This is a genomic window from Paenibacillus foliorum (assembly GCF_013141765.1).
In the GTDB taxonomy this organism is placed as follows: domain Bacteria; phylum Bacillota; class Bacilli; order Paenibacillales; family NBRC-103111; genus Paenibacillus_S; species Paenibacillus_S foliorum.
The window spans coordinates 26,076-40,274 of sequence record NZ_WHOD01000005.1; the positions used below are offsets into that span (position 1 = coordinate 26,076).

The 14,199-nt window shown below is 46.5% G+C and carries 16 protein-coding genes and 1 pseudogene; all 17 read right to left on the reverse strand.

The genetic code is table 11. The features are described from left to right. Positions 1-34: 34 nt before the first annotated feature. The 17 genes and pseudogenes from GC093_RS01450 to GC093_RS01525 all read right to left on the reverse strand — a co-directional run bounded on the left by GC093_RS01450 (position 35) and on the right by GC093_RS01525 (position 14,195). Positions 35-760 carry a histidine phosphatase family protein gene (locus tag GC093_RS01450; protein WP_171650076.1) on the reverse strand — a complete coding sequence of 242 codons (726 nt, stop codon included), beginning with the start codon at positions 758-760 and terminating at the stop codon, positions 35-37. A gap of 99 nt (positions 761-859) precedes the next feature. Continuing rightward, the gene (locus GC093_RS01455) at positions 860-997 is read right to left on the reverse strand and encodes a hypothetical protein (RefSeq protein WP_171650077.1); all 138 of its coding nucleotides are present in this window, start codon (positions 995-997) and stop codon (positions 860-862) included. 21 nt (positions 998-1,018) lie between these two features. After that, positions 1,019-1,900, reverse strand: a complete 882-nt coding sequence (locus GC093_RS01460) for a dihydrodipicolinate synthase family protein (protein WP_171650078.1) — start codon at positions 1,898-1,900, stop codon at positions 1,019-1,021. 340 nt (positions 1,901-2,240) lie between these two features. After that, the gene (locus tag GC093_RS01465; protein WP_171650079.1) at positions 2,241-2,984 is read right to left on the reverse strand and encodes a hypothetical protein; all 744 of its coding nucleotides are present in this window, start codon (positions 2,982-2,984) and stop codon (positions 2,241-2,243) included. Between the two features lie 95 nt (positions 2,985-3,079). Next, positions 3,080-3,952 (reverse strand): sugar phosphate isomerase/epimerase family protein, encoded by an 873-nt coding sequence (locus GC093_RS01470; RefSeq protein WP_171650080.1) that lies wholly within the window; start codon positions 3,950-3,952, stop codon positions 3,080-3,082. 91 nt (positions 3,953-4,043) lie between these two features. Further along, positions 4,044-5,114 (reverse strand): Gfo/Idh/MocA family protein, encoded by a 1,071-nt coding sequence (locus GC093_RS01475; protein WP_171650081.1) that lies wholly within the window; start codon positions 5,112-5,114, stop codon positions 4,044-4,046. A 50-nt stretch (positions 5,115-5,164) separates the two neighbouring features. Then, a complete protein-coding gene (locus GC093_RS01480; protein WP_312886446.1) occupies positions 5,165-5,395 on the reverse strand; it encodes a zinc-binding dehydrogenase in 231 nt (76 codons plus the stop codon). Positions 5,396-5,406: 11 nt separating this feature from the next. Further along, positions 5,407-5,595 carry an alcohol dehydrogenase catalytic domain-containing protein gene (locus GC093_RS01485; RefSeq protein WP_171650082.1) on the reverse strand — a complete coding sequence of 63 codons (189 nt, stop codon included), beginning with the start codon at positions 5,593-5,595 and terminating at the stop codon, positions 5,407-5,409. Positions 5,596-5,730: 135 nt separating this feature from the next. Continuing rightward, positions 5,731-5,973: a PfkB family carbohydrate kinase gene (locus GC093_RS01490; RefSeq protein ID WP_171650083.1), complete on the reverse strand. Its 243-nt coding sequence runs from the start codon at positions 5,971-5,973 to the stop codon at positions 5,731-5,733. Positions 5,974-5,987: 14 nt separating this feature from the next. Further along, positions 5,988-6,278: a hypothetical protein gene (locus tag GC093_RS01495; RefSeq protein ID WP_216624449.1), complete on the reverse strand. Its 291-nt coding sequence runs from the start codon at positions 6,276-6,278 to the stop codon at positions 5,988-5,990. Positions 6,279-6,988: 710 nt separating this feature from the next. Then, positions 6,989-7,123: pseudogene (locus tag GC093_RS37030) on the reverse strand (ISL3 family transposase); the annotation flags it as partial. A 5-nt stretch (positions 7,124-7,128) separates the two neighbouring features. Next, on the reverse strand, positions 7,129-8,247 hold the full coding sequence (locus GC093_RS01500) for an efflux RND transporter periplasmic adaptor subunit (RefSeq protein WP_171650085.1): 1,119 nt from the start codon (positions 8,245-8,247) through the stop codon (positions 7,129-7,131). Positions 8,248-8,265: 18 nt separating this feature from the next. Further along, positions 8,266-9,138, reverse strand: a complete 873-nt coding sequence (locus GC093_RS01505) for a carbohydrate ABC transporter permease (RefSeq protein WP_376768613.1) — start codon at positions 9,136-9,138, stop codon at positions 8,266-8,268. Between the two features lie 23 nt (positions 9,139-9,161). Then, the gene (locus GC093_RS01510; protein ID WP_171650087.1) at positions 9,162-10,043 is read right to left on the reverse strand and encodes a carbohydrate ABC transporter permease; all 882 of its coding nucleotides are present in this window, start codon (positions 10,041-10,043) and stop codon (positions 9,162-9,164) included. Further along, positions 10,036-11,466, reverse strand: coding sequence for an ABC transporter substrate-binding protein (locus tag GC093_RS01515; RefSeq protein ID WP_171650088.1), 1,431 nt, complete (start codon positions 11,464-11,466; stop codon positions 10,036-10,038). Before GC093_RS01515 ends, GC093_RS01510 begins: the two co-directional genes overlap by 8 nt. 150 nt (positions 11,467-11,616) lie before the next feature. Next, positions 11,617-12,744 (reverse strand): TolB-like translocation protein, encoded by a 1,128-nt coding sequence (locus GC093_RS01520; RefSeq protein WP_171650089.1) that lies wholly within the window; start codon positions 12,742-12,744, stop codon positions 11,617-11,619. Beyond that, positions 12,741-14,195, reverse strand: a complete 1,455-nt coding sequence (locus tag GC093_RS01525) for a sensor histidine kinase (RefSeq protein WP_171650090.1) — start codon at positions 14,193-14,195, stop codon at positions 12,741-12,743. The genes GC093_RS01520 and GC093_RS01525 overlap by 4 nt, the downstream gene beginning before the upstream one ends. Between the last annotated feature and the right edge of the window lie 4 nt (positions 14,196-14,199).

The following is a 14,199-nucleotide window of genomic DNA, read 5'->3' on the forward strand; positions in this document are numbered from 1 at the left end:
CTTACTCCCAATGGCTCCTGAAGCCGTCTTACACCTACAATTCCAGACCTTCAGTGACCATTTCCGGCCGAAGATGCCCAACATAATTCAACAGTCGGAGGCTTACCGAATCGTCATCCTCGATATCAACCCTGGCAATGGCCGCATGTGAGAAGCTGAACCGGTTATGGTCGCACGGATCGCATCCCAGGAGTTCGTTTAGCATAACGGAGCCAAACGCCGCATGGCAGACAATAGCAATCGTGACATCTGTGCCTTCATGAATTTTCCTGATAGTCGCCATCACACGTCTCGCGCGATCATAGGTTTTCTCTCTCGTTTCCGCTTCTAGTGCAGGATGCCAAATATCCGGCCAATTGAAGTCCCGTCCTCTTTGTACACCGGGGAACAGCTCTCCTACTTTAGATAATAACGGGTAATGCTCGCTTTGGGCGGCTTTGTTGGCAGCCGCTTCTTCAGCATGGACCTGATAGCTCCCTGCACCTACCAATTCACGCATCAGTGGCCAGCCTCTGCGATCGGTTTCAGACAACGCCGGATACACATACCAAGGTACGCTCCTCTTTTTATGGATCGCTTCTGCGGTCTGAAGTGCTCTTTGCAGGGTGCTGGAATAGATAACATCCAGTGGCAGCCAATTGGCGAATTGTTCTCCTACACACGCTGCCTGCTCCATTCCAAGCTTGCCCAGCGGGTAATTAGGCCCGCCTGTATAGCCCTGCTCTTGATTCGCAGGCTGCGCATGCCTGACTATATACATCCGTATGGTCATACTCCTTCACGAACCTTTCCTACTTTTCTTATAGTGGAGCAGATATCCTTTCACCTCTCCCAGCATAGTGCCTTGAACTAAATACTTCTACGCAAATGGATAAACGACCAGGATAGGCAGAATCGCAATAAATACGACCGTGAATTTGACATTTTGCGCCATCAGCGAAGCCCCTTCATTCGTGCCCATCTCAGAAACATGTGAAGCAAGCTCTACCTGGATCACGATGTTTCCCTAACGATTTCTTCATAGGTCCCTGGTTGAACTGTGCCATTCGCGTATCGCAGCTGCCGCTTCTTCACTCAGGCTTTTATTTGACCTTGTTACATTACTCATTGGTATTCCACGTAAAGCTGCAAGATATTTCGCGGTTGCTGTATAGCACAAGCCAAGCGCGCTATCTAAAGCTACAAGCTTCTCGTGTGTTTTGACAGCCTCGTCAGATTGGCTTAATGCTTCGCGCCATAACTGTATCACGACGTCAGCCGCAGCTGTTGCCGTAATGGCCATAATGCCTCCTGCACCGAGATGAATTGCATCCAACATGTGCTGCGTATTTGCTTGGTAGACGATACTATCTGGAGCACCTTTTATTTTCGCCTCTATACCTTCGATCGTACAAGTCGTGTCTTTTATCCCTACAATTCCATGATTAACAACAAGACTGCTGTACACATGCGGATCGATAAGATGCGGCTTATTTAACGGACACTCGTATAAAACGACGGGCACCGAAGATCGGTCGGCCAGATCAGCAAAATATGCACCAAGCCGTTCTTGATTTTCACCCATTCCTTTTGGAGGAATGAAAACCACACCTGACACACCAGTATCCTCCATACGGAGCAGTTCTTCAGCATGGCTGCCGGTGTCGGGGCTGACGTTGACAGTAGCGACAACCGGCATATTGCCAGCTCGCTTCACAGCAATTTCCGCAAGGGACAACCGTTCATCCAAGGTCAGCAACCCCATCTCGCTGCTGCCGCAAACGGCAAATAGGCCGTTTGGCTGCATGGAGAGCTGCCAATCTACATATTTATCGTAGCAGTTCCAATCTATACTTCCGTCTTGCAGAAAAGGGGTAAGAAGCAATGAAAACACTCCAGAGAATGGATGGTTATGTTTCAATTTATGAACGTTCAACATACTATCACTTCCTCAATATTCGAAATTTAGCTTGCAATGTGCATCTCCGCCCGCCCGTTAAGCTGAGTGAAGCCAGATATACATTAACATAGAAAAGATTCTCCTTTGGCTGGCTACGATCCAATTCATTTCGGGACGTCTTCAATTCAAACGGTCCGAAATACGCGTTACAGCCTATAGTTCTTACTCAGTCGCCACTATGTATTCTTATTCATTAAGTTAATTTCTTATTCATTTAGAGTTAGCCGCTCCACGCATCCACGCAGTATGATCCACTCCTGGATCGGCGTATCTGGAGGTATGATTCGCTTTAGGAACCTATCTACTCCAATAACTGTTTCAATCGCTCCAAGTGCTGGGACGTCGAGACGGCGGCCATCGAATGGGCGTCAGTACCCAAATGGAACACAACGCCAACCTCTTTGCCTATACGCCAATATCGCTTCGAAAATTCCGGATCGGCGAACAAAGCCGGCACATTCAATTCCCAGGCAACCTGGCTTCGTTTCCCCTTTTCCAGTATATACCCCAGTTCGCTATCAGTGATTTCCTTCGTAACGAGTGTCTTGTCTTCGAAACAATGAATAAATCTGCCGATAAAAGGATGGGCGATGCAATCAGCCCGACTCGTAGCAAATAACGACTCCAGTACTTGCAGCGCATGCTGCACATACCCTCGCGGCGACTTGTCTTCGGGGTGCTCCCAGTAATCGAGGTGATAATGATTGTAGGCATACAGGCGGTAATCCAAAGCTTCATTAATGTCAGGCGTATCGAGAAATTTGCCGACACCGTATGCAGACAACTCGGCGGCGTACAAAACGTTTAGATCCGTACCGCATTCCTCCGCTTGTTTCTTTAATTTGCGATTCGTGTCCAGTATCGGAAAATCTCCACTATTATAATGGTCGGTGAACGCGATAACCCGAATGTCGTCCTTCACTCCCATGTTCACGATATCGCGAGCAAGCATTTCAGGTTTGGCACAAGGCGAATACGTAGTGTGAATATGCAGGTTTTGTTGGATTAATCGTTCCAAATCGTAGGTTTGCTCCATTTTGTACACAAGCTGGCCTCCTTTCACTCATTCTACTTAATCAATAAGATAATTTCATGTGAAAACACTCACCTTGTCAAAGCCTAGGAGTCTTTTTTTAAAAATCACTTAAAGTATTTCGCCAAGTGTTCGTAGGCTTTCACAATGCCTTGCTGTTCGTTCTCGATGGTACCATGGAACCGATGATCCTCAAGTTCAATGCAAATCGCTCCTTTGTAGCCGAAACGATCGAGTCGAACCGTTACTTTATCCCACTCCACCGTTCCGTGGCCCGGAATGGTATACCTCCAGGAGCCGCCACAATAGTGATACTTCGAACCAAAGGTCGGCGATATAACACCGGAATTGTATAACTCATCGTACAAAATTTCCGTATCCTTGCCATGGCAGTGATTTATCCGCTCCCCGAATTCCGACAAAGCCCGCAAATAGTCGATGCGAAGCCAAACGAGATGAGAAGGGTCGTAGTTCAGTCCGAAATGCTTGGAAGGAATCGCTTCGAACATGGCGCGCCACATCTCCGGAGTACAACCAATCGTAGGAAGTTCCGGACTCGGGCCCGGCCATCCTTCGATGGCAATGTACACTCCCTTCTGTTCTGCATACCGGACGACTTCAGGAAAGGTTTCCTTCCAAATGGCAAATGTTACGTGACGCGGCATTTTAGGGTCTTCTGGAACGAGGCACATAAACATGACGCTTGCCCCGATAGATGCCATGTCATCCATTTGTCTCTTGATGGACTCGAGAGCGTTTTCTCGCTTGCTCTCGTCCGCGCTTAGCAAATGGCCGACAAGGCTCGCGTCTACGGAACCGATCTCCAGGCCGTATCGATCGCATATTTCCTTCTTTGCAGCCAATTCGGTTCCCCCGATATCCAGTACATCGAGCCCTACTCCTGCCGCCCATTTCGCTGTATTTTCAAAGCCTTGCTGCCCAATCATCCTGGGAATACGCATACCGATTTTCCATTTCATATGGTCATCAAGTCCTCTCTGTCATATTTGAATAGCGGTTTCAGCCCGTGGGGATCCCGTCTTGGTGTGGAACACTCGAATCCAATAGCCATTAAAATTTGGGGATATGAACTTCAACTTCCCTGCCTAGTTTAGAAGAACGGAGAATACCGTCAAGAATCGATTGGTTGATCATAATTTGTTCACCCGGGATCGGAGCAGACCTTTTTTCACGGATTGCCTCTACAAAATCGCGAATTTTTTCATGAAATACATCAATTTTATGCTGTTTAACCGGAATCGACGTGTCTGTTTGGTGTCCTAGCAGGTCGTGGAACAAAGTCATGCTTGCAACCGGACTATCCCATGTCTGCCCCGATGGATTCGCTTTCAAACCGCCTTCCGTACCAAGGAACAAAGTCGGCCCAAAGGAATTGGCATGCATCGCCCAAGATATTTTGAAGTTGAGAAGAATGTCTCCTTCAAGACGGATCATTGCAACGCCGAAATCATCGACTTCGAATTTTTCCGATTGATTGTGATATTTCGGATTAGTTCCGAAGTAATTAGACGTATAGGCCGAAACAGTGATCGGTTTCGGATAACCAATCGTGTTCAGTGCCATATCTAGGGAATAACAGCCAATGTCGAATATTGCTCCAGCACCCGATATTTCTTTGCTTATAAACGTTCCGCCAGGCATACCGCGTCTGCGACCGGCACCAGTCTGAACATAATACACTTTACCGAGCTGCCCCGATTCTACGATCTCTTTCATTGCCTTATGGTTAGGGTCATAACGCGGTTGGAAGCCAACCGTTAATATTTTCCCGGACTTTTTGCCAGCCTCAACCATTTCCACCGCTTGCTCCAAAGAGGAGCACATCGGTTTCTCAACGAGCACGTGTTTACCTGCGAGAAGTGCATCGACTGTTGTACGATGATGCGCGACGTGCGGCGTACATACGCTGACGGCTTCAATATCCTCGTTCAGTAGATCGAGGTGATTTTCGAACGCTGAAGCACCGTTCAACTGTCTAACCTCGATAAACTCCTTCGCTTTGCCGGGAACAATATCCGCCACCCCGACAATCTCTACTCCTGGAAGTGCTTTGTAATTGGCCGCATGCGCTCTAGCGACGCTTCCGCTGCCTATAATTCCAACACGAATTGTTTTTGTCACGGTTTTGTCTCCCCATTTCGAATTTTAACATTCAATCTTTTCGAATATTATTAGGTAAGCTCGATCAGCGTTTTCCCGATCCCTTTCCCGGAATCCAAAACATCGAGCGCTTTGTCAACCTTTTTCGCATCCTTGCAGGCTGCACCAAGTAGAACGACTTTCCCGCCCCTGCGAGCGATGGAGAAGGCCATACCCACAGCATTACTTTTTCCCGCACATTCATACACGATATCGGCTCCCAATCCATCTTCCAGCTTGGACACACTGTCTGCTGCTTCCACTTGTGTTAAATTTACGATATCTGTAGTACCCAGACTTTGGCCAAGCTTTTTATATCGTGATACATATGCAGATCGCTACCGCAGACACCTGCAGCTTTCACTTGAATCAATATGTCTTTCGGCCTCAGTTCGGTAGGTGCCGGGACGTCACATACTTTAACCACTCCCGCTCCGGATTGATAGTTGACAACAGCTTTCATTTCAGTTCCCCCTAGAAATAATAAGGAACAATGTTTCTCACCACAAAAAGCAATTCCATCAAAGTACCTATCACTTCTGATTTTCTCCGCCAAGCGGCAAAATTGGACCATCAACAAAGAGACAATAAGCCTCCCCTAATTCAATTCATCGTAATCGCCTAGTATTTGTTCCGGAGAAGCTGTACCGGCGCCGTCTAACTTCCGAATGGAAACATTAGCAGCTAAGTGAGAGAATGCCACAGCCATCGTTCTGCTGCAGCCTACTCCCAATACCGAGATCAAAGCTGCATTGAACAAATCTCCGGCTCCGGTGATATCGATGGGTGGCGCAACAGCTTCTGTCGGAACAAATGTACACAATTGAATTTCAATCCACATTGCGCCTTTATCACCTAAAAAAATACAGCAGGGTTTGCCCACTTGATCCGACAATTGAACCCTGCTGTAACTATTTCGTGTTGACTTTCTTGTATGAGAGAGGAATTCTTATTTATACTTCGCATGACCTCGATTTCATTAGTTTTTACAATCAATCCGTGAAATAAGCCAATTCTGTTGCGGCTATTGACGACAATCAGTTTCCCTTGAAACGACCAATATTGCAAGCTTTCCAATATTAAGTCATTCACGCCCCCGTTATCGACTTGATCAATTACACCAATCACATCAATGTGTGCAACCATCCGGTCCAATTCCGGTATTGCTCAAATCCGTAATCCGTCTCTCCAACTTCTTCTCAGTCAGCAACATTGGTTTCAAGCTTTTCAAGGATGTGCCTCCCGTACTTCACTATATACTTTAATGATTAAGATAATATGATTATAGCAAACGTTTTTTTGTATGTAAACCTAATTCTAAGCGCTTTCATTCAGGCTTTGCTGGTCTCAACATTGAGGAAAAACTTTTGCTCGAGCATCATGCATCATGCATGGTAAACTGCTAAATAGGAGCTTCTGGAGATGTTTAAAAGTACTTGAAAGCATGCGGCTTATGAAATAATAATATTATTTTAAGGAAATTAGTAGTATGAGAGTAATCTGGTCTGTTTTTTTCTTAAATTCTATAGTTTATATTGTCGTTCTTGCCCTAATAATATCTATAATTTATTTAGTAGTAAAAAGGAAAAATAATCAAAAATAAGATGGACGTACTAAAGGAAGAAATCCCCTCATAATTACGTCCATTGAACTTTTGTTCTCCGTTAGAATTCCTGTAGATGGATTAATTTCGTCTTTGAAAAAAGAAAAACGCCTCGGTGATAGCAGAAGAAAGCCTTGTGGGACAAGGCTTTTTAGAGTTTATTTTTCTACGTTCGAGAGCGCTGTGGCGCTCAAGAAAGGAAAACTGTGACCAATAACAACGAATCGTGGGGTAGCAATCAGTTCTTGATTAATTAACACAAAAGGCGATTGCGGTTACATTCGACTAAAATCCCAGCCTTATAGCGGTCGCGATTACGAGTGAAGTAATGACGACGTTGAAAGCCTTGATTCGGTTGTGACGGTCCGACAGCTGTATTTTTCCAACGGCGGATTATTTGGTTAAGACTCGCACTCGGCTCCCTTCCAATAGCCGTTCACTACTCTCGACGATCACGGACATCTGGTTGAACAAGCCTGCGCTGATAGCGGCGACATGCTCATTGGAGCTAGCCACGGTAACGGTCCTGCGATTGGCGTAGAAAGCGTTGCCCAACGGACCTTTTCTTTCCTCGAGCGTGTAGACATATGTGTCTGTATGATCTTTCCGAATAGCGGCACTTGAGATGAGCAATGTGTCGGCTTTTCCTTTTTTAGTTATGATGACCTCTGCCCTCTCTCCACTTACAAGCGATGGGTCCTGCAACAGGACCGTCAACCGAGAAATCCCTAGCTCTGCTGCGGAATCGGCTTGTACCAGACTTGCAGCTTTCCCCTCAATGACGCGATTGTTTTGCCTAGGAAGATGAACGTCCATTACTTCGTCAACTGTAAGACTTTCGGCTATTTCTGAAGGGATTTGCAATTCAAGCTGAAACCCACTCTGCGCATTAGAAAGTCGGATATCTGGTACACCTACGCCTGCGGATACCCCTTCTTTGGCATTCACCGCTGCAACAATTCCATCGAAAGGAGCCTTCATGACCTGGTACGAGCTAATCTTTGCCTGCAAGTCGAGTATGTGTTGCTGCTGCAAGCTGATATCGATCTTTGCACTTTTCAAAGCAGCCTTGGCGGCAAGGAGAGTCCCGTTATCTTCGTTCCGCTCCGATAGGATATAATCGTACTCCAGCTTCTCTACCGACAACTGGAGTTTTTTCAGCGCAGCCTGCTCCGACACAAGTTGTTGCTCAGCTTCGTCGTTGCTGTATTGTACAAGCGACTGTCCTTGTTGGACAACGTCTCCTCCCCGTACCAGCACCTTCTTAACGTTCCAACCCGCCTGTCCTGTTACATCTCTGACTTCCACTGGCTTGATGACATTGCTGCCTTTGAATGTTTGATCCAATGGTCCCTGACCGACCACTTGCGTTGTCACTTTCGGCAGCGTTAAAGCGTATAGCGTGTTACTGAGTAAGGTGCAGATCACTAGGAAGGCGATCAGTAAGCCGGTCATTAGACTAAGCCAGCGTTTCCGTCTTACGATGCTTTCGTCGTTCGTCTGTAATTCCAATTTGATTCCTCCTGCTTTTTATCCCTTTATCCCGGAAAGTTGAATCCCTTCTATAAAGTGCGTTTGCGCATGCAAAAACAGTAAAACGATCGGACTCATAAATAACACAGACGCAGCGAAGATGACACCCTGAGCTTCCTTGCTGATCTGGGACAAATAAAGCGATAAAGGCTGTTTGGTCACATCCTGCAAAAAAATGAGTGGCTGTTCGACCATATTCCAGTAATCGACGAACAACAGAACCGTTAATGCAGCTAAACCAGGTTTCACGAGCGGCAAAATAATTCGGCTAAATATCGTGAAGTGTCCAGCTCCGTCTATTTTGGCTGCTTCCATTAACGAGCTTGGAATATGGATCATAAATTGACGCAGCATGAATACACCGAATGCACCGAAGATACCTGGTAAGATGATCGCAGCCCTCGTGTTCAGGAGCCCCAGCTCATCGAGAATAATATAATTCGGTACCAGCGTAACTTGGAAAGGCATAAGCATCGTCATAAGATAGAACAAAAACCATTTGTCCCTCCCTCGAAAGCTAAGTTTGGCAAACGCATAGGCCGCTAGCGACGCAACAACGATCTGTCCAACGATAATCGGAACTACCATGCCTACCGAGTTCCAAAACATATGAAGAAACTTCGGATTTCGCACTAGCACTTCTGCATATTGTTCGAAGGATACCCAATCGGGAATCCACTTCAGATTCACGAATACATCCTTTTCACCCGCTGCCTCATCCGTCATCTTACCGAGGAGATCATAATTCAGCCCTATCTCATGTTCGGTCATAATTGAATTCGTTATAGTCAGCACAATTGGAACTAGCGTTAACAGCGCTCCTATCCCTAATAGGAGGGTCAATCCTACCGTAAGCAAATGACGCTTCATTTGCTCCATCCCCTCCTCTCCTCTCACTCCATAAACGACTGGAACCGACGCTCTACAGCCAGCAACATGGATACTAGCATAAGGATGCAGCCGACCATGAGCGTGGCAGCAGCTGTGAGCTTTTGAATATCCAGCGAAAAAAACATATTGTTCATATAGTGCTGCAGCATATAGATGCGGTCATACGGATAATCGCCTGCAAGAAAGTACGTTTCTCGAAACACTTTAAACGAATTTATAATCGAGATCAGCACGACAAAAATCATCGTAGGAGTCAAATATACTAGCGTGATATGAAACAACTGGCGCAGCCTGCTCGCCCCTTCAATCCGTGCCGTCTCATAATATGAGATGGGAATCGCTTGAAGTCCCGCCAAAAACAAGATCATGTTATACCCGATGTTTTTCCATATATACAAGAACACCAGTACCCCCATTGAACCTTCCGATTGCAACCAATCTATCCGTCCCCACTGACGGCTGTGCATCCAAGCATTCAAGGTACCGTTCCAATCGAAGAAGATTTGCCAAACCATAATAATAGAAGCGACTGGCACGACGAGCGGCAAAATAAAAGACGTCTGCAGCCAATTCCGCATAGGCAGTCGCTGATTCAATAGGAGGGCAAGGGATATCGACAAAATAATAAGCAGCGGGACGCTCACACTGGTGAAAATCAAGGTATTCGTAGCCGCTTTGTGAAACGACTTGCTACTTAGCAGCGCAGTATAATTGTCGATGCCGACAAAAGATCCACCGAGCGTTGAGTCTGTAAACGAGTAAACGATCCCCCCACCAAACGGGATCATATAAAACAAAATAAAGCCGACCGCGCTCGGTGCCAAGAAAATCCAAGCTGCTATTCCGTCCTTACCAAGCCAAGCCGACAAATGGAGTTTATTCATTCAAATAAGTCGTAACCTTATTCTGAATCAGCTTAGCTACATCCTTCGACGATTTCTGACCGCTGAAAAAGGCTTGGCTCTCCTTGAAGACGACTTCTTCTATCTTGGAAGGCTGGAACGCGACAGGATGAATGGCTTCCGTCAAGTAACCTTCCAAAACCTGAAGCTGCGCAGGATCGACTGGAAACGCCTGTCCTTTCAGCGGACCTTCCTCATAGGTTTTGAACGTTCCCTTAGTCAAGAGCTGCTGCACTTGTTTCTCATATGCCTTTTTATTAATCGGAAACCCCGCCCGTTTAGCCGTTGACTGCAATTCCACCGACATCAGGAACTGAAGAAAATCCAATGCCTCTTGTTTCACAGTCGATTTCTCATTGATTCCGATAATTTGGTATGGGTAGAAGCAACCTCCGGCTTTCGTTCCCTCTGCGCGCGGCTTGGCGTATAATCTCGCTTGCTTGCCGGATTCTTTTATCATAATGAGATAATCCGATGCCGAATTCACATTAACTGTCCTAAACATAGAACTGAGGCTACTTAAGTCGAGACCGTCATCGACCAACCTTTTAACCTGCGCCATTATATCGGTAAATGCCGCAGAGTCGAAGTTTGCCGTTCGGCGATCCTCATTCACGAAACGCGTATAATTCTCTTTCACCATTTTGCTCAGCAGCGCTTGCATCGGTTCTTGTTTTGTTTTTGGCGGTAAAAAAATCATATTTCCAACTCCGCCTCGCCCCGATTTGAACGGTTCTTTTTGACTCAATTGCTTTAGAGTCTCGGCATACTTTTCCCATGTCCAGTTTTTATCGTCGATCTGTACGCCGCTTTGCTTAATGGCTCCTTCGTCACCGATCATAACGTTTAGAAAAAACGCGAGCGGCAAGCCATAGAGGGCGCCATTGGTGTGGCTGTTCTCCAGGATATTGTTGTAATAATCGCCCTTGATAAATGAGGGGTTCTTTTTCAACATCCCGCTAAGATCAGCAAGCAGATGCTGGCCCACATACTTCTCGCTCGGAAGTACATCCAAGGTAAGCATGTCAGGACCTTTGCCTGACAACATCGCTGTATTCGTCGCCGTTACGTATTTCTTGAGCTCAGCTTCCGCGTGTGCATCATCTGTCTCAACGTGTCGAAGATCAATGGTAATATTCGGATGAGCAGCTTCATATTTGATCTTGGCTTCCTTCACTCCACTGTCCAGATTAAAGGTGGAAAACACGATTGTCTTTTTCCCGCCTTTAGGGGAACTCTCTGGAGTCGTCCCTGTCTCTTGCTGAGATATTGTCTTCCCCGCTTCCTCCGTATTTGGAACAGTCGTCCCATCCGTTCTGCCGCTGTTCGTGTTTGAACTGCAAGCCGACATCCCCAGCATAACCAAGCTCAGGCTAAGTCCGATCCAATATCGTTGTTTATTCATGTTCGATTCCCACCATCCATGTCATAAGATTATGTGCCTACAAGATCAATATAGTCCATGGATGTCACCATCACTTCTCCAACTTGTAAATTTAATGTGTACGGAAAACGACACCTGCGCCTGTACGCGCAGGTGTCGTTTTCCACGAGTTTATTTGAACTCGATCACCAAATTTTGAATGCCTATGGGTCCAGGCGCTATAACAACACGAGGCTCCTGTTCGTAACCTTTCAAACCGCTAAGCATCAGCCTTCCATTGTCAGGACTCCAAATCATCTGTAAAGGCACGACCCCTTTAAAAATTTGAGTTTTGTTCAACACATTGTTTCCATACAGCGAAGCTACATAGAGCGTGTCCTTATCCTGCGAGTACGCGATATATTTGCGATCCGGCGATAGGCGGAACATGCCGATCTGCTCTATTAAGATGGAGAGCGTGGCATTTCGTCGGTCATATGCATATAAGGTACCTTCCGGACCGATGAACGTGAGTTGATCGTTATGAATCCATTCCACCCCACTGTCGCGTGTAACGAGATGTTCATATTTGCTTGCAAATTCGTTTCCGTTCCATATGCCGAATTGGACGTAGGAAAGCTTATCCGTCGTTTTGACAATCGCCACACTTTGAGCGTCGTCGGCAATATGGACCGAGGAGATCGTATCCTTCGGCTTCCATCCCGCGAACGTATAGCCTTTCATCGTTTTCCCCGACGTATCGTACACGCTGATCTGGACTTCCCCGGTTACTCCACTGCGGGCGATATAGATGAGGTGCCGACCATTATTGGACCATCCGAATTTGACGGATCGAATCTGTTCATTCGATAAGCGTCCTATACTTGTCTGCTGCTGATCGTTAAGTGAAACCAGATTCACGGCATAAGTGCCGTCGTCCCTCTTTACGGTGGTAGCAACAGTTTGACCGTTAGGCGATAAGGATATGTGGTTTTCCTGCACATCCGCATTTCGCAATTTCAGGTGAGATTCGTAAGGATGGTCGACACGATTCAGACTAGGTGAGCGGGTATGCTCTCCAAAGAGGCTAAGCAGCGCATCTTGATCAATCCACCCTAATGGCATCCCGGATTCCGTGCTTTTGTCCAAAACGCGATAGATGGTCTTGACGTCAAACAGTTCGTTCTTCTCACTTGTCGCTACCTCATCCCCCGAATCCGGAATTATTATCGTTTCCGACCGTGTTTCTCGTAAACAGCCCGTCAGCAGAACGGATACAATCATGAGAAGAACGAATAACACCGCCCCTCGTTTGCTCATTCCAGCACCCTCTCCGTTCTATAGGGGATGTCGATATATACATTCGTTTGCTCCAATTCGCTAGTAAAGCGGATGCTGCCTTGATGCTCCTCGACGATACCTTTGATAATGCTAAGCCCTAAACCTACGCTGCCCGCTCCATGACTAACAGGATCAGCCCGATAAAATGGCTCAACAATTCGGCTGAGATGCTCGGGGCTTATCGTCGGTCCTTGATTAGAAAATGTAAAGCGTACATAGCCGGACTCCAATCTAACGCTTGCCACAATGTCCGTATGAGCATACCCGTATTTGATCGCGTTATCGAGTAGATTAATAAACAGCTGCCGCAGTTTGTCAGCATGCCCATGAACGAATAAAGCTTCCACGCCTTCACAGAGAATTGTCTTCTTATAGCGCTGAGCTTTGATCATCATCGTCTCGCAAACGTCTCGCAAAACAAGCCCCGAGTCGACAAGCGCAAACGAGTCTGGATCATAGGATTCCTTCGACATTTCAAGCAGCTTCAACACCAGGTCATGCAGCCGCTTACTCTCATCTATAATATGGTTCATTCCTTTATGGAATAAAACAGGATCTTGCGTTTCGTTCTCTCGGATAATAGTCGCATAGCCCATAATCGTAGTGAGCGGGGTTTTCAACTCGTGGGTCACGTTGTCGAAAAATTGCTTGCGTACTAGATTCAACTCCTCCAACCGATCTCGATCCTTCTCGATTTTAGCGAACTGATTCCGAAGCTTTTCAATCATCCTGCTAAAATTGGCGGCGAGCTTGCCGATCTCATCGTTCCGTCGGAACGTGATGCGAGTGTCAAGATTGCCATTCATGACTTCCGTGGACGCTTTGGTCAATTTCACTAACGGAACGGTGAGGTGACGGGATAGCAAATAGGAGAACAGGAAAGCCGCTGCGAATACCGCCATCGCAATCGTAAAGATCGTACGCTGAATCTGGGTACTCTGCTCGTAGAGCAGCGTGAAGTCCTTGGCGAAGCGGATAATCCCTACCTTGCTTCCATCGACTATGACGGGGTAGGAAAAGAGGACGGATGCGGTACCATTTTCGTAGGAAATGCTGTAGGCCGTCTTGCCTTGCAGCGCCTGATTCAAGTCGTCTCCGCTTGAAGAAAAAATCTTTTGATCAGAGGCATACAGCAACTCCCCGGTTAAAGAATACATTCCAATGCTAGAGGATATATCATGCTGTAAGTCTTTCGCCATTTCTTCAGCAATTTGGACGAAATAAAGCTCGTCGTTGGCAAAATGGTGGATCATGAAAGATTGCCGCACATAAGCATTACTGTTGTTCTTCAGTCCAATCAAGTTATCGGTTATGATCTTACGATTGCCGGATTCAATGTTTTTTGCCACCATCTGATTCAAGATCAAAAAGAAAACTAGGAAAATCAAAAAGAACCCGATGAACAGCTTAGCTCCAATGGTGCGAAACATGCTA